The following is a 26,748-nucleotide window of genomic DNA, read 5'->3' as shown; positions in this document are numbered from 1 at the left end:
TTATCCATTCCCCATGTTGCGGCCCTTGCAGGCGCGCCTGCGCCCAGTGATGGAATGAAATTGACGTGGCGAAAAAACGGAACAATACGAGGATGGCGCGTTGGGCTTTCTCCGCCCGGCGTTGGCTGCTGTTGCTGGGCGTTCTGTCCCTGACGGGCTGCGCCCGTTCCGATGCGCTGTGGGGCGTGGTCGATAAGCTCTGCATGGCCAACTATCAGCAAAAGCGCGATCCGGCCCCGTGTGAGCAGATTTATATGCCGCAGGGGAAAGCGCAGGGTTTCAGCGTGCTGCAAAACCCGCGTTATCCCTATCATTTCATTCTGGTGCCGACGGCGCCGCTTTCCGGCATTGAAAGCCCGCTGCTGCTGGCCGGAGAACGAACGGACTATTTTGGCTATGCATGGCTGATGCGTTACCGGCTGGCCGCCGAGTATGGCGGGCCGGTGCCGGACGACAGGCTGGGCATGGCGATCAACTCCGCTTACGGCCGCAGCCAGAACCAATTGCACATTCACCTGACCTGTCTGCGCGAGGATGTGCGGCGCCAGCTGCAGGCGGAACGCCCCTACATACAGGAACAATGGCGCCCCTTGCCGGATAAGCTGCTGCGCCACACCTACTATGCCCGCCGCGTGATGCAGCCGACCGCGATGGGCATCTACCCGATTAGGGATCTTGCGGATTATTTTCATTTGTCGCCGCCGCAGCTGGCGGAGTATGGCGTGGCCGTCGTCCCGACCACGTTTGCCGGCCAACGGGGTTTTATCTTGCTGGCCTCGAAGCGCGGCTGGGATGTCGGCAACCGCGCCTCGGTAGAATCGCTGCTGGATAAAACGTGCGCGATTTTGCCGCGTTAATCTTAAGAATGTCTTGCTGCACGGTGCTGATTAACTGGCCTGTGCAGGTGTATCAGCCATTACCTCTGTAGCTCCCATTTCGCCAGTCATGCTCAGCAATGAGAGCCAATGGGTTGGTATAATTTGGTTACATTTTTCTTGAGTAAGAGTATTGTTTGGAGTACTTTAATGGCCGGAACTGATGGCCATGAATAAGCGTTTTGATGGTGTTTATTTAATCGGAATAATCACTAATAGGTTCAGTGAATAATGAAGCCTTACAAACTTCATCTGTCTAATGGTTCATGGATTTGCGATTTATTACACTATTTTCATATTGATTCTTTTCAGTCTATGAGTGACATGAAATTTTTAAAAAATGTCGTAAGGTTGCCGATTAATAAATAAAATGTGGTTTCATTTGTCTGTGAGCGTTGCAGGCGTTCATTTATCCATTGATGAAAGTTATCAAAATTACTTTAATATGGAGGTTGTATGAAAAGGGTTTCCAAGTTGTTAATCGCATTTTCTGTGGCAGGAGCCTTAGTGGGATGCGCGCGCACAGCGCCTGTTGATAATGTTCATTCGACGGTTAGTGCTGGGCACAGTGCAGCTCAAGTCAGAAGTGCAATCCTGAAGGCTGGTGCCCAGCGCCAATGGATCATGAATGATGTGGGGCCGGGTGTCATTAAGGCGCGTCAGCAAAACCGCAATCATAGTGCGGAAGTGCGTATTACTTACTCGGCAACAGCTTATTCTATCGATTATGACAGCAGCCAGAATTTGCTCGCTTCTCAAGGGAAGATTCATAAAAACTATAATCGTTGGGTGCGCAACCTGGATAAAGATATTCAGGTTAATCTTGCCACGAATGCAGTGCAGTAATATCTTTTTAGTCGGGCCAAGTATGGCCCGATAAATATTTTCAGCACAGGACGCTTATCATCGTTATGTATGAACAAGACACCTTTAATGCACTTGATGCCATAACTGAAGCGCAACGCATCGCTTTCGCTCCCATGCTGTTTCAAACGGCGCTTTGTTTGCGCAATGGGGGGGTGTTGGCCTATCTGGATAAGCAAGGTGAACAAGGCGCGTTTCTGGATGAAATCGTTGCTAATAGCAGTCTGAATGATTATGCCACCAGCGTACTGTTGGATATGGGGTTGAGTGGTCGCATCATTACCTGCCGCGACGAGCGCTACCGCCTATCAAAAGTGGGGCACTTTCTACTGCATGACACGATGACCCGTGTGAATATGGATTTCACACAGGATGTTTGTTACCAGGGATTGTTCTTTCTGACGCAAGCGCTAAAGGAGTCCAAACCTGCGGGTCTCCAGGTGTTCAGTGACACGGAAACTATCTATCCCGTGCTGTCCCAGTTACCATCCCCAGCTCGCGAAAGTTGGTTTGCATTCGATCATTACTACTCTGATGCGGCCTTTAATGCGGCGTTGCCGCATATTTTCGCCGGCAAACCCTTAAGCCTGTACGATGTTGGGGGAAATACGGGAAAATGGGCGCTGCGTTGCTGCCAATACGATGACGATGTCACGATTACGATACTGGATTTACCGCAACAAATTGCACTTGCCCGCCAAAATGTCGAAAATGCCGGTTTTTCTCACCGCATTGACTTTCATGCGGTTGATATGCTCAAAGATGCCACATTGCCAGACGAAGCGGATATCTGGTGGATGAGCCAGTTCCTCGATTGTTTCGCTCCGCAGCAGATAATTGGCATGTTGGAACGCATTGCCAAGGTGATGAAAGCTGGCGCTCGGTTGTGTGTTATGGAGCTGTTCTGGGATGCGCAAAAATTTGAGGCGGCCTCATTCAGCCTGAACGCCACGTCGCTTTATTTTACCTGCATGGCTAACGGCAATAGCCGTTTTTACAGCGTAGAGAAATTTTATCGCTACTTGGAAGCGGCAGGATTTGAGGTGGAAAAGCGTGTCGATCATCTCGGTGTTGGTCATACCTTACTCATATGCAAGAAAATTTGACTTAAAAAGAGGCGCCAATTTGGCGCATTGTGCCAGAGATAACGGATACACCACGGATTTGCGTTAATGAAATTTGCCTTGAACATAGTCGACTGGCAGGCACGAGCACCTGGTCTGAGCGCCGCGACACAGTGGCTTGCATGGGCGCACCAACCTGATGCCATTGATCCGAGCTCGCCTCAGGCGTTGCCTGATGAATTACCGATGATGGCCGCACGTCGCCTGAGCTCCGGCAGTAAGCTGGCGGTTGATTGCGGGCTTTCTTTGCTGCGTCGTCATGCCGTTGACGCAGCGCTTTATACCAGCCGTCACGGGGAACTGGAGCGTAACTACCGTATCCTCCATGCATTGGCGAGCGGCCAGGCTGTTTCACCGACGGATTTTACCATGTCGGTTCATAACTCCGCGGTTGGAAATCTGACGATCGTTGCCAAGCAACCGATCGTATCCTCTTCGCTTTCTGCGGGTATGGATACGTTCCAGCAAGGGCTTTGTGAAGTGGTTTGCTTGCTGCAGGCCGGTCATCAGCGTGTATTGATGGTGGATTTTGATGGTGTGATCCCAGCGTTTTACCATCCGGGGCTTTCTCCGCAAATGCCCACCTGGGCGTATGCCGTGGCGCTGTTGTTTGAGGCGGGAGATACGTTGCAATGCTCCACGGAGAGTGATTATGCAGGCAATGAAATGTCTTTACCGCAAAGCTTGCAGTTCTTAAGGCACTATCTCGCGCAGACGCCCCACTTTACGATTGATGGAGAACGGGTGCAGTGGCGTTGGAGTCTCATGAAATGAACGTTGTAACCGGATTAAACCGCATCTGGCGCCTGGTAATGACCGGGTTTTGCTTCGCGTTATTTGGGCTTGGCGGGCTGCTGCTTTCCCTGACCTGGTTTAATTTGCTCTTGCTTGTTGTACGTGATGACAATAAGCGCTGCCGTATAGCGCGGCGCAGTATTTCAGCCAGTTTTCGCTTGTTTTTAACGGTGGCGCGGAGCATTGGCGTATTCGATTACCGTATCCATGGCGCCGATTGCCTGCGTAATGAACGCGGCTGCCTGGTGGTGGCGAACCATCCTACGTTGATTGATTATGTGCTGCTGGCTTCCGTGATGCCGGAAACGGATTGCCTAGTGAAAAGCGCGTTACTGAAAAATCCGTTTGTCAGCGGGGTGATTCGTGCAGCGGATTATCTGGTTAACAGTCAAGCTGAGACTTTGTTGCCACAGTGTCAGGAAAGATTGGGACGCGGAGACACCATTTTAATTTTTCCTGAGGGCACGCGTACCGAACCGGGAAAAAAGATGTCTCTGCAGCGCGGGGCGGCCAATATTGCCGTCCGCTGCCGCCGCGATCTGCGTATTGTGGCGATTTGCTGCAGTGAGCATTTATTGGATAAACAGAGCAAATGGTACGATGTCCCCCATATAAAGCCGCTCTTTGAGATCACAGTACGCGGTCGAGTGTCGATCGATCATTTTTATGATGGCAAAACACCAGAGCCGGCATTGGCTGCCAGGCAGCTGAACCGGCATCTTTCTCAACAATTACAATTCGTTGAAACACCTTTTTCGGGACTTAATGATGCAAGCGCTTTACCTAGAAATTAAAAATCTCATTATTGATACATTGAATTTGGAGGAGCTGACGGCGGATGATATTGAAACGCAAGCGGCTCTGTTCGGGGAAGGATTAGGTTTGGACTCAATCGATGCGCTTGAACTCGGGCTGGCGGTAAAAAATAAGTACGGCATCGTGCTTTCCGCCGAAAGTGAAGAAATGCGTCAGCACTTTTATTCTGTAGCAACGCTGGCTTCTTTTATTCATTCGCAACTAGCCTGAGAAAGAGTCCGCCATGACAGAACAACACGCTATTTATGAAGAAGTCTCCGCGCTTCTGATCAAACTCTTTGAAATTGATCCCGCGTCGATTACGCCTGAAGCCCGCTTGTATGAAGATCTTGAGCTCGACAGCATCGATGCGGTCGACATGATCGTGCAATTGCAAAAGAAAACCGGTAGGAAGATCAAACCGGAAGAGTTTAAAGCTGTGCGAACCGTTCAAGATGTCGTCGAAGCGGTAGAACGTTTGCTGCGAGAAGTCTGATCCATCGTGCAAGGGAAAAGGTTGTCGGTACTTCAGATCATGATGGCGCTAATATTGTTAGCTTGGCCGTTTTTGGTTTGGTTTGGCCTGCTGCATGACGGCCTGAATTGGCTGCTGCCATCGATGGTGCTGATGTTGTCTCTACGCTTACGTCAGCTACTGCGAAAAGCCGGGCCGATGCATCGCATTATGCAGAGTGTGGCATTTGCGGGGATTGCGTTATGCGTTGCCAGCGCGCTGTTACGCGCCCATCAGCTGCTGTTGTGGTGGCCGGTGGTTGTCAATTTGGTGATGCTGTTTGGCTTTGGAGGTTCGCTGCGGAGTGATATGCCGTTGGTCGAGCGTTTGGCTCGGCTGCGCGATCCGCAGTTGCCCCCTGAAGGCGTTCGTTATACGCGTCGTGTAACCCAGGTCTGGTGCATCTTCTTCGTGTTCAACGGCTCCATGGCCTTCCTAACCGCCTTGCATGGAGATATGGCGCTTTGGACAATGTGGAACGGCATGATTGCTTATCTGCTGATAGGCGCGCTGATGGCCGGCGAATGGTTGGTGCGTCGTCGAGTAATACGGCGAGATATGCGATGACTCTCCCTCTTTCATTGTCGCAATGGTTAAGTGCATCGCGCTCCGATGAGACGCCCATTGCTTGGCTTGGCGAACAGACCTGGACACTCGGTCAATTGCGCTATGACGTATCGATATTGCTCGATCGCTTGCGTCAGCAAGAGGCCGAGCGCTGGGCGCTGTGCTTTGAAAACAGCTATCTGTTAATTGTGGCGTTGTTGGCTGTCTTGTACGCCGGCAAAACACCGGTGATCCCAGGGCATCGCCGGGTCTCACTGCTTGAAGAGCAACGGTCGCTGTTCAGCGGCGTGTTAAGTGATGCCGAACTGTGCTGGAGTGGGGCGCTGCTCGTTGTGGAATCTGCCCAAAAGCCGGAGCCGACGAAGATAAGTCTACCGGCGATCACCGATGACGCCAGCATCGAACTGTTTACTTCCGGATCCACCGGGCAACCCAAAAGGGTCGTTAAGCGGGTCGCGGTTCTGGATTATGAAGCCAGACTGTTAGCAACCCGCTTTTCTGGGCAGTTGGACGGTTGTCGTGTGGTGGCATCGGTGGCTCCCCTGCATCTCTATGGTCTCACGTTTAGCATTTTCTTGCCTATGTCGCAGGGATTGCCTCTGCATGCGGCAATGGTTCACTACGTCGAACAGTTGGCTGCTTTTGATCGTTCATATCGCTATCTGTTTGTCAGCAGCCCTGCTTTCCTCAAACGGCTCGATCCCCGATTGGCTGCGCCATCGGTCAGCATGATTTTCTCCGCAGGCGGCATGTTGCCATGGAAAGACGTTATGGCGACGCAAGCCTGGCTCGGCGTCTGGCCGGATGAAATTTACGGCAGTACTGAAACCGGCATTCTTGCCTGGCGCTACCGCGAACAAGATGACATTCCGTGGCAACTTTTTCCGGGGGTAAGGATCACGGCGAAGGGCGATGCCTTCTGCGCCGTATCACCGTTGATTGCGCAACCTGACGGGCAATTATTGGATGATGAGCTGCAGTTTATCCAGCATGGTCGTTTCCGTTTGCAAGGGCGCCGTGGACGAGTGGTAAAAATTGAAGAGAAACGCATCTCACTGAGTGAAGTAGAACGCCGGCTGATAGCGCTGGACGGCATTCAGGATGCTGCCGCGTTGCCGATTTTTCGTCGAGGACGCCAAGGTATTGGCGCGTTGCTGGTATTAGATCGTGAACGGCAGGATGCCTGGCGAGAAAAGCATGGCAACGCGTTGGAGTTGTCGTGGCGTCGTGCACTATTGCCGTGGCTTGAGCCGGTGGCTATTCCTCGTTATTGGCGGGTGGTTGATGAAATCCCGGTAAACAGCATGAATAAGCGCGTTGATACGCAATTACAGGAGTTTTTCAATGACGCCCCATAAAATCGAATGCCACCAGCCGCAGCCTGGTCAAGCAGAGATCACCTTTTCTCTTGAGCCGGAACTGTTCTGGTTCAAAGGGCATTTCGCCGTGCAGCCGCTGTTACCGGGCGTAGCGCAACTCGACTGGGTAATGCATTTTTCCGCGATGCTGCTCGCGCCGGGTTTTCACTTCCATAGTATTCAGAACGTCAAATTTCAGGCGCCGTTGTTGCCGGAAAATCGAGTGACGCTGAAACTCAATTGGCATGAGGAGCGTGGCAGCCTTACTTTCGCTTACCTGCGGCATGATGGCGCAACCCTTCATACCGCCAGCAGCGGGAAAATCCGGTTATGTCGTTGAGTTATTTTCCCTGCGTCGTGATCCCCTGCTACAACCACGGCGCGATGATGGCGCGCGTACTATCGCGTCTCGAGCCGTTGGCCTTGCCCTGCATTATCGTCGATGACGGCAGTGATGCCAGCACGCGGCGGGAGCTTGATGCTCTGGCTGCGCAATACGAACGTGTGATTCTGGTTCGTCAGGATGTCAACGCTGGTAAGGGCGTAGCCGTTATTCGCGGTTTGGAGGCGGCAGCATGCGCTGGTTTTACCCATGCGGTGCAGGTCGATGCCGATGGACAACATGCGATTGAAGACATCCCTGCACTGTTAGCGCTCAGTGAACGGTATCCGGAAGCGCTGATTTCCGGATTGCCGATATACGATGATTCCGTGCCGCGATCGCGCCTCTACGGACGTTGGGTTACGCATGTTTGGGTATGGATTGAAACGCTTTCTCTGCAGTTGAAAGATAGTATGTGCGGCTTTCGCGTTTACCCGTTAGCCCCGACTTTGCGGCTCGCCGGGCGCGTTTCACTGGGGAGGCGGATGGATTTCGATACGGAGGTGATGGTGCGCCTTTATTGGCAGGGCAACACCAGCTATTTCGTCCCGACGCGAGTGACTTATCCCTTGGACGGGGTATCGCATTTCGATACGTTGAAGGACAACGTTCGTATCTCGATGATGCACGCCCGGCTATTTTTCGGCATGTTGCCGCGTATTCCTTCTCTGTTGTGCCGCAGCACAAATGCGCATTGGGCGAAACAAGCGGAAGTCAAAGGAATGTGGGGCATGCGCTTCATGTTGGCTGTGTGGCGGTTGCTCGGTCGCCGCGCATTTTCGCTTCTGCTGTGGCCGGTAGTTGGCGTCTATTGGCTGAGCGCGGCGGGGCCCAGACGGGCATCCCGGCAGTGGCTTGCGCGCGTACGTCAGCAGCTTGTTTTGCGCCGGCAGGCAATTCCCCCGCATCTGAACAGTTACCGCCACTTTTTGCGATTTGGGCACGCCATGTTGGATAAGGTAGCCGGTTGGCGGGGAGAGCTGAAATTGGGGCGAGATATCGTTTTTGCTCCGGGGGCGGAAGCGGCGCTAAATAGCGACAGTACGCAGGGGAAGCTGTTATTGGCTTCACACCTGGGGGATGTGGAGGCGTGTCGGGCGCTGGCGCAGCGGCAAGGTGGGAAAGTGGTGAACGCCCTGGTCTTCAGCGAAAACGCCCAACGCTTTAAACAGGTGATGGAAGAAATGGCGCCGCAGGCGGGAATAAACCTGCTCCCGGTGAATGACATTGGTCCTGAAACGGCAATGTTGCTCAAGGATAAATTGGATCGCGGTGAGTGGGTGGCTATCGTTGGCGATCGCATTGCGGTAAATCCGCAGCGCGGTGGCGATTGGCGCGTCAGCTGGAGTTCGTTTATGGGGCAGCCTGCGCCCTTCCCGCAAGGGCCGTTTATTCTAGCCGCGCTGTTGCGTTGCCCGGTGTTGTTGATTTTTGCTTTGCAACGGGAGGGGAAACTGCACATACATTGTGAGGCTTTCGCCGATCCGCTGCCATTACCGCGCGCTGAACGTCAACAGGCCCTTCAGGCGGCTATCGATCGTTATGCTGCCCGTCTTGAACATTTCGCACTGATGTCCCCGTTGGACTGGTTTAACTTTTTCGATTTTTGGCGGTTGCCTGACACCGCCAATAAGGAGTAATGGGTGCTGAATGACCCTCGTTTTACGGCTGACGTTGAACTCACCATCCCGTTTCATGATGTTGACATGATGGGAGTAGTGTGGCACGGCAATTATTTTCGTTATTTTGAGGTCGCCCGTGAGGCGCTGCTGAACCAGTTTGATTACGGTTACCGGCAAATGCAGGCGTCCGGTTATGTTTGGCCGGTTGTCGATACTCGGGTGAAATACCGCGATGTGCTGACATTTGAGCAGCGCATCCGCGTTCGCGCGCAGTTGGAAGAGTATGAAAACCGCTTGCGCATCGCTTACCAGATATTCGATGTCTTGACTGCAAAACGGACCACGACGGGTTACACCATTCAGGTTGCGGTAGAAGAGAAAAGCCGTGAAATGTGCTTCGTGAGTCCAGATATTTTGTTTGAACGAATGGGAGTGGTGCCATGAGATTTTTGCCTTTATGCCTGCTTTTGCTGGCGCCGTGGGTGCATGCCGTCACGCTGGATGAGCTTCAGCAACGTTTTACTGGGCAGCCGGTGATCCGGGCTCATTTTGCTCAGACGCGTACGATTAAGGACATGCCGCAACCGCTTCGGTCACAGGGGGAAATGCTGCTTGCCCGCGATCAAGGGTTGTTGTGGGATCAAAAGAGTCCTTTCCCCATGCTGATGATGCTAAACGATTTTCGTATGGTTCAACAGGTGAATGGCCAGCCTCAGCAGACGATTACCGCCGAAAATAATCCGCAGATGTTCCAGTTTAACCATCTGTTGCGCGGACTATTTCAGGCCGATCGCAAGGCACTGGAACAGAATTTTCGCGTGGATTTTCAGGATAAGGGAGAGGGGCGCTGGGCACTTCGCCTGACGCCGACGACCACGCCATTGGATAAAATATTCTCTTCAATCGATTTGTCTGGTGAAACTTATCTGGAGTTCATTCAGCTCAATGATAAACAAGGCGATCGTACGGAAATCATACTTTCTCAACATCGACTGACCCCTGCGACGCTGACTAATGACGAACGCCAACGCTTTGCCGCCGATTAATTCCCGTCGCCCCGCCCTGTTATGGGGATTGGTATGTTTGATGCTGCTCGCCGTGCTGTTGGCGCTACTGCCGGGCGCACGTTTGAACAGCAGCGTGTTGGCGATGCTGCCCAAGCAGGCGCTGGGTTCCGTGCCGCTCGCGCTAAATGACGGCTTTATGCAGCGCCTGGATAAGCAGGTGGTGTGGTTGGTCAGCCCCGGTAAACAGCCGGATCCGCGAGTAGCAGAAACGTGGTTGGCGCAACTTCAACGGTCACCCGCGTTGTCTGAAGTAAAAGGAAAGATGAACGCCGAAAGCCAGAGAGCCTGGGGAGCCTTTTTCTGGCAACACCGCAACGGGCTTATCGATAGCGCTACCCGTATGCGTTTGCAAAATGGCGGTGAAGCGCAAGCGCAATGGGTGCTGTCACAGCTTTATTCCGCTTTTTCCGGCGTTAGCGGCAAAGAATTACAGAACGATCCATTGATGCTGACGCGTGGTTCTCAGTTGGCGCTTGCGCAAAACGGCCAGCGACTGCGGCTCATGGATGGCTGGCTTGTCACTCAGGACGAGCAGAAAAACTACTGGTATTTGTTACATGGGGAGCTGGCGGGTGACTCCTTCGATATGCAACAGACCCATCGCGTGGTGGCGGAGCTCGCGGTACAGGAAACGTCACTAAAGGCGCGCTATCCGCAGGCGCAGCTGCTTTCTCGGGGGACGGTGTTCTACAGCGATTACGCCAGCCAGCAAGCGAAGCGGGATATCTCCACCCTCGGAGTTGCCACGATTCTGGGCGTGATTCTGTTAATTATCGTGGTTTTTCGTTCATTGCGACCGTTGCTGTTGTGTCTGCTTTCTCTCAGCGTCGGGGCATTGGCGGGGACGGTGGCAACGTTGGTGCTGTATGGCGAACTGCATCTGATGACGCTGGTGATGAGCATGAGCATCATCGGGATTTCTGCCGATTATACGCTCTACTATCTGACAGAACGCATGGTGCATGGCGCAGTCATGTCGCCCTGGCAAAGCCTGACGAAGGTTGGTAAAGCGCTTTTGTTGGCATTGTTGACCACGGTGGCGGCCTATCTAATCATGATGTTGGCTCCTTTCCCTGGGATTCGCCAGATGGCCGTATTTGCCGCCACCGGACTTAGCGCGTCATGTCTGACCGTATTTTTCTGGCATCCATGGTTGTGCCGCAGTCTGCCGGTGCGGCCGGTTCCTGCGATGGGACTGATGTTGCGTTGGTTGGCGGCATGGAGGCGCAATAAAGCGTTGCGTATAGGGTTGCCGACCGCCTTGGCATTACTGTCATTGGCTGGGATTGCCACATTGCGCGTGAACGATGATATTTCCCAACTGCAGGCGTTGCCGTCTTCACTCCTGGCGCAGGAGAACCAGATTAGCCGATTGACCGGGCAAAGCGTCGATCAGAAATGGTTCGTGGTTTATGGCAATACCCCAGAACAGACGCTGCAACGGTTGGAAACTTTTCTGCCTCATCTGGAGCGCGCGCAACGCGAGGGAATGATTAGCCAGTTCCGCGCGATACCCCTCAATTCGCTGGCACGCCAACAGCAGGATTTACATCTGCTGCGTGAAGCGGCTCCAACCGTGATCCGCGCGTTAAAAAATGCGGGGCTTGATATCGCTAACCCCGATCTGAACGCGATGCCGGTTTCCGTGGCCGCGTGGCTTGAAAGTAGCACCAGCGAAGGTTGGCGTTTGTTGTGGTTGACTCTGCCCAACGGCCAGAGCGGGACGCTGGTTCCCGTCGATGGCGTAACTTCAGACAATCAATTGGGAGAGCTGGCGGACAAGCAGGCCGGTGTGGCATGGGTGGACCGCAAACAGTCGTTTGATTCGCTCTTCGCGCTCTACCGCGCCGTATTGACGGGGTTGTTGGGTATCGCGTTGGCTGTGATCGCCTGTGGCGCGATGGTTCGCCAAGGGTGGCGTAAAGGGCTTGTCAGTTTGATACCGTCCGTGCTGTCGCTGGGGTGCGGATTGGCTGTGCTCTCGTTTTGCGGGTATAGCGTGAACCTATTCTCGCTGTTGGCATTAGTGCTGGTGCTGGGCATTGGCATCAATTACACACTGTTTTTCAGTAACCCTCAGGGTACGCCGCTGACTTCGCTGCTGGCTATTACGCTGGCGATGATGACGACCTTGCTAACGCTTGGCATGTTGTTGTTCAGTGACACGCAGGCAATCAGCTGTTTCGGCATTGTTTTGGTCAGCGGAATTTTCGTCGCCTGGCTACTTTCACCACTGGCGATGCCAAATAAGAAAAGAGAAAAAAGATGATGGTACGTAATTTCTGGCGATTCGCCGCGTTGTTGGTTGTCATGGGGATAGCCGGCTGCAGCCATTCGGTTGCTCCAGGGAATGACGCGTTTCCACAGGCCTGGTTAGAGCCGGGCACCCGAGTGGTGTTGCCCGCGCCTGGTTTGTCACCAGCAATCGATAAGCAGCAACTATTGACCGGTACTTTCAACGGCAAAAGCCAGTCGCTGTTGGTCATGTTGCATGCTGATGCGCAGAAAATCACCCTCGCCGGGCTTTCCTCCGTGGGAATTCGACTGTTTAAGCTTACCTATGATGAGAATGGGTTACACGCCGAGCAATCTATCATCGTTCCTCAATTACCTCCGGCAAGCCAGGTGTTGGTTGATGTCATGCTCAGCCTTTGGCCGCTTGAGACTTGGCGAGCACGGCTACCGAACGGCTGGACGATCGTCGATCAGGGGAATCAGCGCGAGCTGCGCAACGCCAGCGGCAAGCTGGTGACCGAGATCGTTTATCTTCAGCGTAATGGCCAGCGTGAGCCGATTAGCATTCAACAACATGCTTTTAAATACCAAATCACCATTCAATACTTGGGTGGCTAACATGATTTACATCTCTGCCGTCGGTATGATTAATGCGCTTGGGAATACTCTGGATGAGATAGCAGCAAACCTCGCTCGCGGCACTGCGCCGGGTATGCGTCCGAGATCGGGGTGGCTACAGGGGTACCCGGAAGCCGTGCTTGGCGGCGTTGAGGGAGAGTTACCCGTTATCCCTGCGTCGTTTTCCGCTCATCGTTCTCGTAATAATCAACTGTTGCTGGCCGCGCTGGAGCAGATCCAGCCGCAGGTTGATGAAGCTATCGCCAGGTTTGGTCGCGATCGGATCGCCGTCGTGATGGGCACCAGTACCTCCGGGTTAAACGAAGGCGATGAGCATGTACAGTTGACGCTCAACGGCGAAGTTAGCTCGCGTTGGCAGTATCCTCAGCAGGAGCTCGGCGATCCATCGCGATTTCTCAGCCGCTGGCTACGGGTCGATGGCCCGGCATTTACGCTTTCGACAGCCTGCTCTTCCAGCGCCCGAGCCATTATCAGCGGGCGGCGGTTGATAGAGGCGGGGCTTGCCGACGTCGCTATTGTTGGCGGCGCCGATACGTTGAGCAGAATGCCGATCAACGGTTTTCACAGCCTTGAGTCGCTGTCGCCTGAGCTTTGCCAGCCGTTCGCCCAAAACCGTAGCGGCATCACTATCGGTGAAGGCGCTGCACTCATGGTGCTGACCCGTGAGCCTCAGCCTCTTGTTCTGTTGGGGGTGGGGGAATCCAGCGACGCTTGGCATATATCAGCGCCGCATCCTCAGGGTGAGGGTGCTATTCGCGCCATTGAACAAGCTTTGGCCGAAGCGGATATCGAGGCGAAACAGGTGGGTTACATTAATCTGCATGGCACCGCGACACTGCTTAACGATCAAATCGAGTCCCGCGTGGTGCATTCGCTGTTTGGTGAACAGGTACCATGCAGTTCGACCAAGCATTTAACCGGCCATACTCTGGGGGCGGCGGGGATCACGGAGGCGGCTATCAGCGCGCTGATTTTACTGCGCGATTTACCTTTGCCCGCCCAAGACTTCAGCGCTTCGCCAGCGGACCCCATGCTGCCCGCTTGCGGAATCATGCATACCAGCCAACCGTTGTCTCGACCGATAATCCTCTCTAACTCTTTCGCCTTTGGCGGAAATAACGCCAGCATTTTATTGGGGAAAGATGTATGAACGAATATTTGCCGCCGTCGGAGTATCTGCCTCATGCTGAGCCGATGATGCTACTGGATGAGGTCGTCAACGTGACGGAAAACGATGTTCACTGTCGGGTCAGTGTGCATCTTGGCGGGGTGTTGGGGCCCTTCATTGATGCTCAGGGCAATCTGCCAGGATGGTTTGCGCTGGAGTTGATGGCGCAAACGGTGGGGGTTTGGTCCGGCTGGCATCGCCGTCAAGCGGGATTGCATGAAATTTCATTGGGCATGGTGCTTGGCGCCCGTGAGTTAACCTGTGCGGCCGGGCATCTACCCGGGAATGCGACGTTGAATGTTCAAGCCAGGTTGCTGATGCAAGACGAACGTTTCGGCAGCTTTGACTGCACCATTACCGTAGGGGAAGAGTGCCTGGCATCTGGCCGTGTGAATACTTTCCAACCTACGTCAGAAGAGTTGACATCGCTTTTTAATCAGGGAGAGACCGCATGAGTCGTTCAGTTCTGGTCACCGGGGCTAGTAAGGGTATTGGGGGCGCTATTGCCCGGCAGCTCGCTGCCGATGGTTTTATCGTCGGCGTCCATTATCACCGAGATCAGACCGGCGCCCGGGAAACCCTCGCAGCCATTGAGCAGTCTGGGGGACAAGGTCGCCTGCTGAACTTTGACGTAAGTGAACGTGACCAGTGCCGTGAGGTGTTGGAAAAGGATATGGCTACCCACGGCGCCTGGTACGGTGTGGTCTGCAATGCAGGCATCGCCCGGGATGGTGCGTTCCCCGCGCTTAGCGAGAACGATTGGGACAGCGTGATCCACACCAATCTCGATGGTTTTTATAACGTCATTCATCCCTGCATCATGCCGATGATCGGCGCGCGCAGAGGCGGCCGAATCATTACGTTGTCGTCGGTGTCGGGAATGATGGGCAATCGCGGTCAGGTCAATTATAGCGCCGCTAAAGCGGGGATCATCGGCGCCACCAAAGCATTGGCCATTGAGCTTGCAAAGCGCAAAATCACCGTTAACTGCATTGCTCCGGGCTTGATCGACACGGGGATGATCGAAATGGAAGATGCCGCATTGAAAGAAGCGATGGCGATCATTCCAATGAAGCGCATGGGCCAGACGGATGAAGTTGCAGGCCTGGCGAGCTATTTAATGTCCGATATTGCGGGCTACGTCACCCGCCAGGTCATTTCCATCAACGGAGGAATGCTATGACTTGTCGTGTCGTCATCACAGGTATGGGCGGCGTAACCGCCTTTGGGGAACGGTGGCAGGATGTTTCCCTGCGTCTGTTGGCATATGAAAATGCGGTGCGGACAATGCCCGAGTGGCAGGTTTATGATGGATTGCATACCTTGCTGGGCGCTCCAATCGATGATTTCGTTCTGCCTGAGCATTACACCCGAAAGCGCATTCGCGCAATGGGGCGAGTCTCGCTCCTTTCCACTCGTGCTACAGAACTGGCGTTGGAACAAGCGGGGCTGATTGGCGATCCGGTACTGACTAACGGCCAAACCGGCATCGCCTACGGCTCTTCAACGGGAAGCACTGGCCCCGTGAGCGAATTTGCCACTATGCTCACTGAAAAACATACCAACAACATCACCGGTACCACCTATGTGCAGATGATGCCACATACCACAGCGGTTAATACCGGTCTGTTTTTCGGCCTACGCGGCCGAGTGATCCCGACCTCCAGCGCATGCACCTCCGGGAGCCAGGCGATTGGCTATGCCTGGGAAGCTATTCGTCACGGTTATCAGAAGGTTATGGTTGCGGGTGGCGCAGAAGAGCTTTGTCCTTCGGAGGCCGCGGTGTTCGATACACTATTTGCTACGAGCCAGCGTAATGATAGCCCTAAAAGCACTCCGTCCCCTTTCGATCGACAGCGTGATGGCCTGGTGATTGGCGAAGGTGCTGGGACTTTGGTCCTGGAAGAGTTGGAACATGCAAAAGCGCGCGGCGCCGTTATCTACGGTGAGATTGTAGGTTTTGCCACCAATTGCGATGCGGCGCATATCACTCAACCGCAGCGTGAAACGATGCAAATATGCATGGAGCAGGCGTTGAAGGTAGCTGGCTTGAATGTGCGGGACATCGGCTATATCTCCGCTCATGGCACCGCCACCGATCGAGGGGATATCGCTGAAAGCCAGGCTACGGCAGCTATTTTTGGCGGCCAAACGCCGATTTCATCGCTGAAAAGCTATTTTGGTCATACGCTGGGCGCCTGCGGTGCGCTGGAAGCCTGGATGAGTTTGCAAATGATGCGCGAAGGCTGGTTTGCGCCAACGCTTAACCTTCATCAGCCGGATGAGCAGTGTGGTGAGCTGGATTATATTATGGGGGAAAGCCGGCGTATCGACTGTGAATATTTGCAGAGCAATAATTTCGCGTTTGGCGGCATCAATACATCTATCATCATCAAACGTTGGGTTTAAGTTGAAAAGGCGGGAGCAATAAAATGGGTTCCCGCCATTCCAATCGTCATAGGTTTACCTAAACCGCGCATCCCGCGCAAACAGGAAAGCGGCTTCCCGCTGGCGAGCGTCGGCTTCCGCCTGAGCGCCCTGATAACGCAAAATCATGATCAGCGTGGCGTAGACGTTGGCGTCGATACGGCGCTGCAGATAGGCATTGGCCCACTGCCGATAGCCGGTCAGCAGGGCATCATCGCGCGTTTGGTTATAGACCAGCAGCGCGTGAGATTGCTCGTCGAAGGTTTTGCGCTCCCGGTAGATCCAGGCGGCCGGCGGCGGCATCTGCTCGATGCTGTCGATGGTGGCCAGCATGGTGCGCTCCGATTGGGTGAGCGCCATGCGCCCTTGCCAGGCGAAGACCGCCATCACCAACATGCCGACTGCCGCCATCGCCACCGGCAGGCTCAGGGCTTTAGCGAACGGCAGCGGGCGCGGCTCGCCGGTTTGGCCGTCCAGCAGCGCCAGCAGCAGCAGAAACGCCAGCCAATGCGGCGCAGACAGATAGAAAGGGTATTCCAGCTGGGTGTGTACCAGCATTGGCAGCAGCACCAGAAACAGCCCGACGCGCGCACCGCCCGGCTGTTCGCGATCCCGTTGCCAGGCGCGTTTCAGCAGCAGCGCGCCGGCGACGAGGACGATAACGATCCCCGCCAGCGCCGGCAGGCCGCCCTCAACCCACCACAGCAGGATTTCATTGTGCGGATGCCCGGCGACTTCCAGCACTTCTCGCCAGGGCATTTCCTGCAGACGGAAGTGCGCGAAGCTGTATTCAAAGCCGCCGTAGCCCCAGCCCAGCAGCGGTTTGGCCAGGATCATGGCGCCGACGTCATGCAGCATGGTCAGGCGCGCGCTGTTGGAAACCTCCCGCCCGATCAGGCCGGCGCGGCTATCCAGGCCAAGGCCGGTGAACAGCACCGTGAGACCGGCCGCCACGCCCAACAGCAGCGCGCTGCCGGCCCAGCGGCTTGCGGCCGGGCGCTGACGGGCAAAACGCCACAGCAGCAGCGCCGCCGCCAGGGCGCCGCCCAGCCAGGCGGCGCGCGACTGGATCAGCACCAGCAGGGCGGAGAAAGCGGCCAGCAGGGCGAGCAGCGGGAGTTGCCGCCGCCGCGTCGGCGTGGAGAGGGGGGCAAGCAGCAGCCAGAGCGCCAAAGCCAGCCCGGTGGCGATAAAGCTGCCCAGCACGTTCGGCTGTTGGAAGACGCCATAGACCCGGCGGCCGTTGGGGGCCACCCAGGCCAGCGCGGGGGCGAACAGCTGCAGCGCCGCCAGCAATGCCTGAACGCTTACGGCGAACAGCAGGCCGTACAGCAACAGATCGCGTTGCCGGGCGGTGAGGCGCAGCTGCAGGCAGGCGACATAGAACAGCCAGCCACCGAGCAAACCGGCGCTGCGCCACAGGGCGTCTTCGCGCCACTCGGCGCGGGTATACAGCAGCGGCAGCGCCAGCACGGCGATGCCGAGCAGCAACAAGCGTGCGGTAGGGGTCAGCGAAAGCCGGGCGCGGCCAAGGCAAACGCTGGCGGTCACGAGCAGCGTGGTCAGCGCCATGGCGCTCCAGGCCAGAATGTTTTGCGGCAGCGCCAGGCCGCCGCCGCCCATGTTGGGGTGATAAAACGGCAGGATCGCCGCCATCCAGATCAGCAGCAGGGGCAGCACGGCGATAGCCGGCGCGTTAATGGCGGTTTTATCGGTCATGGTGAACCTGCCATGTTTCGATATCGTTCATTGAATGCATATTATTAGGATTCCCTATCCTTATCCTGGGGTTTAAATTCGCTGAAGCTTCAATACCTAAAATTTTTATGGAAATTGAAAAGACTTCCTGTTGAAGCGATAAATAAGTTTTTCCCCTGTGGGCGCGGGGACGGTTTATATAAAAAGGGGTAAGCCGTATTTCAGTTGCCTGCAAAGGGTGTTTTATTTGTTTGAAAAAACAGGGTTGTCATTTTCTCAAATTCATCTTGCTCCAGTCAATTTTTAATCTTTTATTTTATTTTTGCATTTAAATCAAAATATTGGGGTTTTTTGTGCGTAGTAAAACGCCGTGTGTGCGACAACGAACGCCTGGGCCGACAGGCGATGTAGCCAATAAGATAAGCATTTTCTTGTTAAATCGTTGTTGCCAATGACGGCACGGCGATCGTGGTTTTATTTACCGCTGTTTTTTATTTTTATTTTAGATTTTCTTTATTGAGCCTGTATTTGTTTTTATTAAGATTCTTCTTGCTTTTTATTGGTTTTTTTTAAATTTTATTTAACTCCATTTTATTAAGATTGTTCTGTTACTGTGGAAATAAAGGGGTGATGATCCCCCTATCCCTGTTGCTGTGCCGCAAGACGGATTAACGCGCCTGTAAAAGCGCGTTAATCCACGCTTCACAGACCTCACTCCACTTCGCCAATCCGTTCCAGCGCATCCACCACCAGATCCCAGAATTTATCCTGATCCAGTTTGACCGCGACCTGGGTGTGGCAGTCCGGCGGCGGCGGCGCGCGGAAGTCCGCGACCGTCATGCCCAGCGTCAGGGTGCCGGTGAGTTCGATATCCACCGGCGCTTTGCGCACCGTCATCACGCTCGGATCGATCACGTAGGCGACGGCGCAAGGATCGTGTACCGGCGGGGCGCTGAAGCCCTGCGCCTGTTGGTACATACGGCCAAAGAATGCCAGCAGTTCGCCGACGAAGGCGGCCGGCCGGGTGCCGAGGGCGGCGATACGCGCGCAGACTGCCGGCGTGGCCAAAGCCTGGTGGGTAAGATCCAGCCCGACCATGGTCAGCGGCCATTTTTCGTTAAACACGATGTGCGCCGCCTCGGGATCGATTTTGATATTGAACTCCGCCACCGCGCTCCAGTTGCCCACATGGTAGCCGCCGCCCATCAGCACCACCTCCTTGACCCGCTCGGCAATGCGCGGCTCTTTGCGCACCGCCATGGCGATATTGGTCAGGCCGCCGGTCGGCACCAGCGTCACGCTGCCGGGCGGGTGGGCCATCACCGTATCGATGATCAGATCCACCGCGTGGCGCGAGTCCAGCTGCAGGTGGGGTTCCGGCAGCACCGGGCCATCGAGGCCGGAATCGCCGTGGATATCGGGCGCCACTTCTATATTGCGCACCAGCGGGCGCGGGCAACCGGCGGCGAAGGGCACGCCGGTGATATTGGCGATGCGCGCCACCGCCAGCGCGTTGCGCGTCACTTTGTCCAGCGTCTGATTACCCACCACGGTGGTGACCGCCAGCAGGTCGATCTGCGGATTGCCCCAGGCCAGCAACAGAGCGATGGCGTCGTCATGCCCCGGGTCACAGTCCAGTATGATTTTTTTCATGGTTATTCCTGATGCAGGGAGAGGTTCCCGCAGCATAACGCAGCGCGGCGGCGTGGGATAATGCTGATGGTGCTTTTGTTAACGGCATCAAAGCCTTGCCACTTTTACGATGTAATGAAACGTAAAGCCTGCTCGCGGGGCTTTACCCTGGAGGTTACTCCAGGGTTTACAGTGAGCTTCAGCGTCAATGTACAGAGGAGAGGCGGGATGAGCTTACTGAAAAGGTTGTTGGGGCAAGGCGGTATTAACCGCGGTCATCAGCGCGCGGGCCACGGCGGCGGGCATCATGGCAACCGCTATAACCAGCATGGCGAGCCGGGGCCGCAGTGTCCGGAATGCCGGGCGGTGAATAAATCGGGCGCGCGTTATTGCCACCGCTGCGGTCAGCCGTTTGCCGCGCTGAGCGCCACCTGCGGCCAGTGCGCCGCGCCGCTGCCGTCGGGCAGCCGCTTTTGCCCGCAGTGCGGCGGCGGTGTGCCGTGAACCGGGGCGGTTGGACGCTAGCGCTGCTGCTGGGCGCCATGGCGCTATGGACGCTGCTGGCCTGGGGCGTAGCCGGCGTGCTGGCCTGGCTCCCGGCGTTGGCGGAAGCGGCCGGCGGCGCATCGCTGCCGGTGAACGGCGCGCTGAGCCTGGTGCCGCAGGCGGTGCTGGACGCCTGGCTGCCGTGGCTGAAACAGCTGGGCAGCGGGCTGGCGAGCTATTTTCCTCTGCTGCTGAACTGGGCGGGCTACGCCGTCTGGCTGCTGTGGGGCCTCGGCATGCTGGCGCTGATGCTGCTGGGCGCGCTGGCGCACCGCTATTTGAGCGCCGCTCAGCGATAGCCCTGATAGACCGCCGCCACGCGTTCGAAATAGTCGGTTAGGTAGTTGATGCACACCTGCACCTTCAGCGGCAGTTTGTCCTTCTCGGTATAGAGCGCGTAGATCGGCCGCGGATCCGAATGGTAGCTTTTGAACAGGATCTCGATCTCGCCGCGCTTGATCTCTTCGATCACCCACATCAGCGGGGCGTAGGCGATGCCGGCGCCGTTTTTCAGCCAACGGATCATGGTGGAGGAGTCGTTGGTGACGAAGCGCCCCTGCGGGGAAATGCGCGTGGTGATGCCCTCCGGCGACATCAGTTCAAATTCGCTGTCGGGCCGCACGCTGTACTCGAGCCAGGAAAAGTTGACCATGTCGCTCGGCTTTTGCGGCGTGCCGTGCTGGCTGAGGTAGCTTTTGGCGGCGCACACCACCATCGGCATCTGCCCCAGGCGGCGGGAGAACAGGCTGGAGTCCTGCAGCTCACCGGTGCGGATCACCAGATCCAGCCCGTCGGTGATCAGATCCGGCGCCGGAATGCCGGTCACCAGGTTGACCGTCAGGCCAGGGTACTCTTTCATCATCTCGGCGGTCATGTTCGCCAGCACGTTTTGCGCCATGGTGGATGAGCTGCCGATGCGCAGCGTGCCGGCGGGGGTATTGTTAAACGCATACAGCTGCTCATGCACTTCGCTGACTTCCTGCAGCATGCGTCGGCAGCCCTGATAGTAGATTTTGCCGGCCTCGGTCAGGCCGATGCTGCGCGTGCTGCGGTTCAACAGCTTGACCTGCAGCTCATTTTCCAGTTTCGAGACGGTTTGGCTGATCGATGAAACGCTCATGCCGAGTTGGCGCGCGGCCGCGGTAAACGACCCGAACTCAACCACTTTGGCGAATACCGACATCCGTTTTAATCTTTCCATTATTCACTCTGGCTTAAAAGTGATTTAGATCACAGATTGTTGATGCCTTGATAGTAAGCAGGCTAATATAACGTGGTCGGGTGAATAGACCTTACCAACGTGCGAGAGCGATCGGCAACGCAATCCTGCCGCTCCTCCGGCACCCTCGCAATCCCTGTCGTGGATGTCTGCCCCAAAGTTTAACCTTTTTTCGGGTTCGTGACCTGGACAAGCTGCCTGGTCAAGATTTGTGGCGCGCGCACGCTAAAATGTAAAGAGAATGTGAATGGCGAGACCTGTCTTTCCCCGGCGCAGTGAACAATAAGGAAAAAGTGATGAGTTTGCTTCCGGTTATGGTCATCTTCGGACTGTCGTTTCCGCCGGTGTTTTTCGAGCTGCTGGTGTCGCTGGCGCTGTTTTTCCTCTTGCGCCGCCTGCTGCAGCCGACGGGGATTTACGATTTTGTCTGGCATCCGGCGCTTTTTAACACCGCGCTGTATTGCTGCTTGTTTTATCTGATTTCATGTCTTTTTGTTTGAGGTCGCTGTGAAAAATTTTTCGATAAAAATAACCCGAATCGCGATCACTTTGATTCTTGTGCTGCTGGGCATCGTCGCGGTATTCAAGGCCTGGGTGTTTTACACCGAGTCGCCGTGGACGCGTGACGCCAAGTTCACCGCCGACGTGGTGGCGATCGCGCCGGACGTCAGCGGTCTGCTGACCGATGTGCCGGTGGTGGATAACCAATTGGTGAAGAAAGGGCAGGTGCTGTTCGTGGTCGATCGGCCGCGCTATGAGCAGGCGCTGGCGCAAGCCAGTGCCGACGTCGCCTACTATCAGACGCTGGCGGCGGAAAAGCGGCGCGAGGCCGGCCGCCGCGTGAAGCTGGGCGTGCAGGCGATGTCGCAGGAAGAAATCGACCAGTCGAACAACTCGCTGCAGACCGTGCAACACCAGCTGGCGAAGGCCGTGGCGACGCGTGAGCTGGCGCAGCTGGATCTGGAACGCACCACGGTGCGCGCTCCGGCCGATGGCTGGATCACCAACCTCAACGTACACGCCGGCGAATACATCACCCGCGGTTCGGTGGCGGTGGCGCTGGTGAAGAAAGACTCCTTCTACATCCTGGCCTATCTGGAAGAAACCAAGCTGAACGGCCTGAATAAGGGCGATCGCGCGGAGATCACCCCGCTCGGCAGCAACCGCATCATGCATGGCACCGTCGACAGCGTGGCGGCGGCGGTGAACAACAGCAGCAGCACGGTGAACAACAAAGGATTGGCCTCGATCGACAGCAACCTGGAGTGGGTGCGCCTGGCGCAGCGCGTGCCGGTGAAGATCCTGCTGGACGCCAAGGACCAACAGCATCCGTACCCGGCCGGCACCACCGCCACCGTGGTGATCGTCGGCAAGAACGATCGCAATGCCGACAGCGGCTCGCCTTTTGTGCGCCTGATGCACCGGCTGCGTGAGTTCGGCTAATGAATAGCCCAACCTTTATCCGGCTGAGATTCGCCTTCAAGCTCAGCTTCGCGATTGTGTTTGCGCTGTTCGTCGGCTTCCATCTCAATCTGGAAACCCCGCGCTGGTCGGCGATGACCGCCGCCATCGTCGCCGCCGGCCCGGCCTTTGCCGCCGGCGGTGAACCCTTCTCCGGCGCCATCCGCCACCGCGGCTGGCTGCGTATTATCGGCACCTTTATCGGCTGCTTCGTCGGCCTGCTCATTATCATCACCACCGCCCGCGCGCCGGTGGTGATGCTGCTGTTGTGCTGCATCTGGGCCGGTTTCTGCACCTGGCTCTCTTCACTGATCAAGGTCGAGAACTCCTACGCCTGGGGCCTGGCCGGCTATACCGCGCTGATCATCATCGTGACGGTCGCCACCAGCGAGGCCCATCTGCTGGAAGCGCCGCAGTTCGCCATCGAGCGTTGCAGCGAGATCGTGCTGGGCATCGTCAGCGCCGTATTGGCGGATCTGCTGTTCTCGCCGCGTTCGATCAAGCAGGATATCGATCGGGCGGTGGATCAGCTGCTGGTGGATCACTATCGCCTGATGCAGATGTGCATCAGCAACGCCGACAAAGAAGACATCGACCGCGCCTGGAGCAATCTGGTGAAGAGCACCACGGCGCTGGACGGCATGCGCAACAACCTGATGATGGAGTCTTCGCGCTGGCAGAAGGTCAATCGCCGGGTGAAGGCGCTGCATACCCTGTCGCTGACGCTGATTACCCAGGCTTGCGAAACCTACCTGATCCTGTTGAATCACCCGGACGCGCTGCAAGCGAGCCTGCGGGAACAGCTGATGGTGCCGGCGGAAACCCCGCAGGAGATCCACAGGCGCATGAAGCTGTTGCGCCAGGTGCTGACCACGCATCGCTCCGAAGAAACGCTGCCGACCCTCACTGGCTGGGTCGGCGCGGCAACGCGCTACCTGCTGCTGTCGAAGGGCGTACACACCAACGGCAGCATCAGCGCGGTGGAAGAGGACGTGTTGAGCAATGAAACGGTGGTCAAGCCGACCTCGGCGGAAGGGCATCATGCGATGATCAACGGCCTGCGCACCTTTGTGGCCACGGCGTTCGGCTGCCTGCTGTGGCTGTGGACCGGCTGGACGTCCGGCAGCGGCTTTATGGTGATCATTGCGGTAATCACCTCGCTGGCGATGCGCACCCCGGCGCCGCGCATGGTGGCGATGGATTTCGTGCTGGGCATGCTGGCGGCGATCCCGGTCGGCTCCCTGTTCTTCATGGTGATCCTGCCGGCGACACAGCAGAGCATTTTGCTGCTGTGCCTCAGCCTCGGCCTGCTGGCGTTTTTCATCGGCATCGAGGTGCAGAAGCGGCGGCTCGGTTCGCTGGGGCTGCTGGCAGGGACCATCAACATTCTGGTGCTGAGCAACCCGATGGAGTTCAACGTCACCCAGTTTCTCGACGGAGCGCTCGGCCAGTTCCTCGGCAGCTGCGTCGGGCTGATGGTGCTGCTGTTGATCCGCGACAATTCGCGCGAACGCACCGGCCGCACGTTGCTCAACCAGTTCGTCAGCAGCGCGGTGTCGGCGCTGACCACCAAGGCGGCGCGCCGTCGGCAGAACCACCTGCCTGCGCTGTATCAGCAGCTTAATCAACTGCTGATGATGTTCCCGAACGACATCGCCAAGTATCGTCTGGCGCTGAACCTGATCATCGCCCACCAGCGCATGCAGCGGGCGGAGATTCCGGTCAGCGAAGAGCTGTCGGCCTTCCACCGCCAGATCCGCAGCACCGCCGATCGGGTGGTCTCGGCCAAAAACGACGTCAAGCGCGCCTATTACTACGATCGCTTGCTGGGTGAAATGAACGAGTACCAGCAAAAATTGGTAGACAATCAGGCGCCGCTCAGCGTCACCGGGCCGGTGAAGCGCCTGGCCGACATGCTGCATCGCTATCGCCACGCCTTGATCGATTGATGCGTTCCCGCCTGTTGCGCCGCGTTGTGCGGCGCCTTCCCCGACTATACTGAAAGCAGCGCCTGGCACGGCGGGCCGTCTCATGTGGGGCGACCCGTTTTCAGAGCGACTCCGAGTGCCAGAACGGCTGGAAAGTGGCATCATTGTCATGAATGGATGAAACTCTTACCGCCGCGAAAATGTGACGTGCCGGTCATCTTAGTTTCATCCAGGTCGACTATATAGCTAACTAGCCTGGGGGCGCTGCGGTGCCTTCGGCGGCATAATTTCAGGGAATGTCATGAACAAGCGGATTCTGTTGGCGATTGTCATCGCCGTGGTCATCGCCGTCTTCAGCGCGCTGCGCGGCAACGAGCACCGTGCGATCGACGGCAACCCGGCGGTGGCCCAAGCGCCGGCGGGACAGCAGCAGAGCATCGATCGGCTCACGCAGCAGCAAACGGTGGTGAGTTACCTGCAGCAGCATCAGCGGCTGCCGGGCTATTACGTCACCAAGAAGCAGGCGCGCGAGCAGGGCTGGGATCCGCGTTCAGGCAACCTCTGTGCGGTATTGCCGGGCAAGGCGATCGGCGGCGATCGGTTCTCTAACCGTGAAGGGCAACTGCCGAGCGCCGGCGGCCGGGTCTGGCGCGAAGCGGACATCAATTATCAGTGTGGCCGGCGCGGCGCCGATCGCCTGCTGTATTCGAGCGACGGTCTGATCTTCGTCACGCGCGACCATTACAAAAACTTCATTCGTGTGGAGTGAGTTTGATGGCAAAAGTAGAGTTTGATTTCGAACAGATCCAGGATGTGCCGACCTTCTACCGCGATTTCGCGCACAAGTTTGCGCTGGACGAGGGGTTCGGCGCCAACCTCGACGCGCTGTGGGACGTGGTGACCGGCGATATCGGCCTGCCGGTGGAAATCGAGTTCACTCACCTGAATGCCCGCAGCAAGCGTCGTTTCGGCGCGATCATTCTGCTGTTTGAAGAGGCGGAAGAAGAGCTGGAAGGCAGCCTGCGTTTCAATATCCGCGAAAGTAGCGGCGAACCGGCCCATCACCGGGGATGAAACGGGTTCATCCCGGGATGGCGGCGGCGCTTAGTCGGCCGCTTCGGCCAGCTCGCGCAGGTATTGGAAGATCTGGCGGTAAGCCTTAGGCGGCTTGTTGGCGGCCTTCTCTTTCTGCGCGTTGCGCACCAGTGAACGCAGCTGTTGGCGATCGGCGGCCGGATACAGATCCAGGATCGACGGAATCACGTCATCGCCTTCTTCCACCAGACGGTCGCGCAGCGCTTCCAGCTTGTGGAACAGCGAAACCTGCTGGTTGTGGCGGTTTTTCAGCTTGTCGAGCGCGGTCTGGATCGGCTCGATATCGCGGGCGCGCAGCATCTTGCCGATCAACTGCAGCTGACGGCGACGACCCTCTTTCTTGATCTTCTGCGCCAGCTCGATGGCGGCGCGCAAATCTTCGTCCAACGGGATGCGATCCAGCGCGTTTTTGCCCAGATCGACCATTTCGGCCCCCAGGTCTTTCAGCGCTTCGGCATCACGTTTAATCTCACTTTTACTGACCCAGATAATCTCGTCATCGTCCTCGTTTTCATTCTCCGGGACATCGTCGAGCCAGTCTTCAGGCTGTTTGTTCATGGTAGGCTCCGTTAAAAAGAGGCTAATCCTAACAGGTTGCCGGCTTTATGCGAAATTCAACGCGGTTCCTGTTAGACTCAACGGCAGAGATCTCAGGATTTTTGCGCGCCGCTCCGCGTGCACAACTACGCCGCTCCGGCACTTTTCTCAACGATTTTCTGATTAATTATGGCAGATTG

30 protein-coding genes are annotated in these 26,748 nt (G+C 56.4%); 26 read left to right on the top strand and 4 right to left on the bottom strand.

What is annotated here, in order from left to right:
- Positions 1–92 precede the first annotated feature (92 nt).
- The 19 genes from ACK3CV_RS22455 (at position 93) to ACK3CV_RS22365 (ending at position 16,414) form a co-directional block, all read left to right on the top strand.
- On the top strand, positions 93–857 hold the full coding sequence (locus ACK3CV_RS22455; protein WP_049196166.1) for a CDP-diacylglycerol diphosphatase: 765 nt from the start codon (positions 93–95) through the stop codon (positions 855–857).
- A gap of 474 nt (positions 858–1,331) precedes the next feature.
- Positions 1,332–1,721, top strand: coding sequence for a hypothetical protein (locus ACK3CV_RS22450; RefSeq protein ID WP_164039517.1), 390 nt, complete (start codon positions 1,332–1,334; stop codon positions 1,719–1,721).
- A 65-nt stretch (positions 1,722–1,786) separates the two neighbouring features.
- Entirely contained in the window at positions 1,787–2,845 is a 1,059-nt protein-coding gene (locus ACK3CV_RS22445; RefSeq protein WP_164039520.1) for a methyltransferase, read from the top strand.
- A gap of 66 nt (positions 2,846–2,911) precedes the next feature.
- Entirely contained in the window at positions 2,912–3,637 is a 726-nt protein-coding gene (locus ACK3CV_RS22440) for a beta-ketoacyl synthase chain length factor (protein WP_164039523.1), read from the top strand.
- Positions 3,613–4,452 (top strand): lysophospholipid acyltransferase family protein, encoded by an 840-nt coding sequence (locus ACK3CV_RS22435; RefSeq protein WP_424540211.1) that lies wholly within the window; start codon positions 3,613–3,615, stop codon positions 4,450–4,452. The genes ACK3CV_RS22440 and ACK3CV_RS22435 overlap by 25 nt, the downstream gene beginning before the upstream one ends.
- Positions 4,427–4,684: a phosphopantetheine-binding protein gene (locus tag ACK3CV_RS22430; RefSeq protein ID WP_103773226.1), complete on the top strand. Its 258-nt coding sequence runs from the start codon at positions 4,427–4,429 to the stop codon at positions 4,682–4,684. The genes ACK3CV_RS22435 and ACK3CV_RS22430 overlap by 26 nt, the downstream gene beginning before the upstream one ends.
- Positions 4,685–4,697: 13 nt before the next feature.
- The gene (locus ACK3CV_RS22425; protein ID WP_063988567.1) at positions 4,698–4,949 is read left to right on the top strand and encodes an acyl carrier protein; all 252 of its coding nucleotides are present in this window, start codon (positions 4,698–4,700) and stop codon (positions 4,947–4,949) included.
- Between the two features lie 6 nt (positions 4,950–4,955).
- Entirely contained in the window at positions 4,956–5,534 is a 579-nt protein-coding gene (locus ACK3CV_RS22420) for a COG4648 family protein (RefSeq protein WP_164039530.1), read from the top strand.
- Positions 5,531–6,892, top strand: a complete 1,362-nt coding sequence (locus ACK3CV_RS22415) for an AMP-binding protein (RefSeq protein ID WP_164039533.1) — start codon at positions 5,531–5,533, stop codon at positions 6,890–6,892. The genes ACK3CV_RS22420 and ACK3CV_RS22415 overlap by 4 nt, the downstream gene beginning before the upstream one ends.
- A complete protein-coding gene (locus ACK3CV_RS22410) occupies positions 6,879–7,232 on the top strand; it encodes an ApeI family dehydratase (RefSeq protein ID WP_103773223.1) in 354 nt (117 codons plus the stop codon). The genes ACK3CV_RS22415 and ACK3CV_RS22410 overlap by 14 nt, the downstream gene beginning before the upstream one ends.
- Entirely contained in the window at positions 7,223–8,914 is a 1,692-nt protein-coding gene (locus tag ACK3CV_RS22405) for a glycosyltransferase family 2 protein (RefSeq protein WP_164039536.1), read from the top strand. The genes ACK3CV_RS22410 and ACK3CV_RS22405 overlap by 10 nt, the downstream gene beginning before the upstream one ends.
- 3 nt (positions 8,915–8,917) lie before the next feature.
- Positions 8,918–9,340, top strand: coding sequence for an acyl-CoA thioesterase (locus ACK3CV_RS22400; protein WP_103773221.1), 423 nt, complete (start codon positions 8,918–8,920; stop codon positions 9,338–9,340).
- A complete protein-coding gene (locus tag ACK3CV_RS22395) occupies positions 9,337–9,942 on the top strand; it encodes an outer membrane lipoprotein carrier protein LolA (RefSeq protein ID WP_103773220.1) in 606 nt (201 codons plus the stop codon). Before ACK3CV_RS22400 ends, ACK3CV_RS22395 begins: the two co-directional genes overlap by 4 nt.
- Positions 9,911–12,232, top strand: a complete 2,322-nt coding sequence (locus ACK3CV_RS22390) for an MMPL family transporter (RefSeq protein WP_164039539.1) — start codon at positions 9,911–9,913, stop codon at positions 12,230–12,232. The genes ACK3CV_RS22395 and ACK3CV_RS22390 overlap by 32 nt, the downstream gene beginning before the upstream one ends.
- Positions 12,229–12,816: a DUF3261 domain-containing protein gene (locus tag ACK3CV_RS22385; RefSeq protein ID WP_164039542.1), complete on the top strand. Its 588-nt coding sequence runs from the start codon at positions 12,229–12,231 to the stop codon at positions 12,814–12,816. Before ACK3CV_RS22390 ends, ACK3CV_RS22385 begins: the two co-directional genes overlap by 4 nt.
- Before the next feature lies 1 nt (position 12,817).
- Positions 12,818–13,987, top strand: a complete 1,170-nt coding sequence (locus tag ACK3CV_RS22380; protein WP_164039545.1) for a beta-ketoacyl-[acyl-carrier-protein] synthase family protein — start codon at positions 12,818–12,820, stop codon at positions 13,985–13,987.
- The gene (locus tag ACK3CV_RS22375) at positions 13,984–14,460 is read left to right on the top strand and encodes a hotdog family protein (RefSeq protein ID WP_103773216.1); all 477 of its coding nucleotides are present in this window, start codon (positions 13,984–13,986) and stop codon (positions 14,458–14,460) included. The genes ACK3CV_RS22380 and ACK3CV_RS22375 overlap by 4 nt, the downstream gene beginning before the upstream one ends.
- A complete protein-coding gene (locus ACK3CV_RS22370; RefSeq protein WP_103773215.1) occupies positions 14,457–15,188 on the top strand; it encodes a 3-ketoacyl-ACP reductase FabG2 in 732 nt (243 codons plus the stop codon). Before ACK3CV_RS22375 ends, ACK3CV_RS22370 begins: the two co-directional genes overlap by 4 nt.
- Complete coding sequence (locus tag ACK3CV_RS22365; RefSeq protein WP_126171251.1) at positions 15,185–16,414, top strand: beta-ketoacyl-ACP synthase; 1,230 nt, start codon at positions 15,185–15,187, stop codon at positions 16,412–16,414. The genes ACK3CV_RS22370 and ACK3CV_RS22365 overlap by 4 nt, the downstream gene beginning before the upstream one ends.
- A gap of 54 nt (positions 16,415–16,468) precedes the next feature.
- Here the strand turns inward: ACK3CV_RS22365 and ACK3CV_RS22360 are convergent, their stop codons facing one another.
- Positions 16,469–18,151 carry a PglL family O-oligosaccharyltransferase gene (locus tag ACK3CV_RS22360; protein WP_164141332.1) on the bottom strand — a complete coding sequence of 561 codons (1,683 nt, stop codon included), beginning with the start codon at positions 18,149–18,151 and terminating at the stop codon, positions 16,469–16,471.
- Positions 18,152–18,841: 690 nt separating this feature from the next.
- Positions 18,842–19,783: a uridine-preferring nucleoside hydrolase UriH gene (gene uriH, locus ACK3CV_RS22355; protein ID WP_033636166.1), complete on the bottom strand. Its 942-nt coding sequence runs from the start codon at positions 19,781–19,783 to the stop codon at positions 18,842–18,844.
- 207 nt (positions 19,784–19,990) lie between these two features.
- Between uriH and ACK3CV_RS22350 the strand changes: the two genes are divergently transcribed.
- Together ACK3CV_RS22350 and ACK3CV_RS22345 are read left to right on the top strand one after the other, a co-directional pair.
- Positions 19,991–20,266, top strand: coding sequence for a zinc ribbon domain-containing protein (locus ACK3CV_RS22350; RefSeq protein WP_049234168.1), 276 nt, complete (start codon positions 19,991–19,993; stop codon positions 20,264–20,266).
- Complete coding sequence (locus tag ACK3CV_RS22345; protein WP_033648980.1) at positions 20,263–20,607, top strand: hypothetical protein; 345 nt, start codon at positions 20,263–20,265, stop codon at positions 20,605–20,607. The genes ACK3CV_RS22350 and ACK3CV_RS22345 overlap by 4 nt, the downstream gene beginning before the upstream one ends.
- Here ACK3CV_RS22345 and aaeR read toward each other — a convergent pair.
- The gene (aaeR, locus tag ACK3CV_RS22340) at positions 20,598–21,509 is read right to left on the bottom strand and encodes an HTH-type transcriptional activator AaeR (protein WP_033636163.1); all 912 of its coding nucleotides are present in this window, start codon (positions 21,507–21,509) and stop codon (positions 20,598–20,600) included. The genes ACK3CV_RS22345 and aaeR overlap by 10 nt on opposite strands.
- Positions 21,510–21,823: 314 nt before the next feature.
- Between aaeR and aaeX the strand changes: the two genes are divergently transcribed.
- The 5 genes from aaeX (at position 21,824) to ACK3CV_RS22315 (ending at position 25,990) form a co-directional block, all read left to right on the top strand.
- Positions 21,824–22,027 (top strand): p-hydroxybenzoic acid efflux pump operon protein AaeX, encoded by a 204-nt coding sequence (gene aaeX, locus ACK3CV_RS22335; protein WP_004936952.1) that lies wholly within the window; start codon positions 21,824–21,826, stop codon positions 22,025–22,027.
- A gap of 7 nt (positions 22,028–22,034) precedes the next feature.
- Positions 22,035–22,970, top strand: coding sequence for a p-hydroxybenzoic acid efflux pump subunit AaeA (gene aaeA, locus ACK3CV_RS22330; protein ID WP_033648981.1), 936 nt, complete (start codon positions 22,035–22,037; stop codon positions 22,968–22,970).
- Positions 22,970–24,937, top strand: a complete 1,968-nt coding sequence (gene aaeB / locus ACK3CV_RS22325; protein WP_033648982.1) for a p-hydroxybenzoic acid efflux pump subunit AaeB — start codon at positions 22,970–22,972, stop codon at positions 24,935–24,937. The genes aaeA and aaeB overlap by 1 nt, the downstream gene beginning before the upstream one ends.
- A gap of 280 nt (positions 24,938–25,217) precedes the next feature.
- The gene (locus ACK3CV_RS22320; protein WP_033648983.1) at positions 25,218–25,685 is read left to right on the top strand and encodes a ribonuclease; all 468 of its coding nucleotides are present in this window, start codon (positions 25,218–25,220) and stop codon (positions 25,683–25,685) included.
- A gap of 5 nt (positions 25,686–25,690) precedes the next feature.
- Complete coding sequence (locus tag ACK3CV_RS22315) at positions 25,691–25,990, top strand: barstar family protein (protein ID WP_004936963.1); 300 nt, start codon at positions 25,691–25,693, stop codon at positions 25,988–25,990.
- Between the two features lie 30 nt (positions 25,991–26,020).
- On the opposite strand, the gene yjgA is transcribed toward ACK3CV_RS22315, so the two are convergent.
- On the bottom strand, positions 26,021–26,569 hold the full coding sequence (yjgA, locus tag ACK3CV_RS22310; protein ID WP_004936968.1) for a ribosome biogenesis factor YjgA: 549 nt from the start codon (positions 26,567–26,569) through the stop codon (positions 26,021–26,023).
- Positions 26,570–26,748 lie beyond the last annotated feature (179 nt).

Source organism: Serratia sp. TSO36, assembly GCF_057808395.1.
This window is presented reverse-complemented; position numbering and strand designations above follow the sequence as displayed.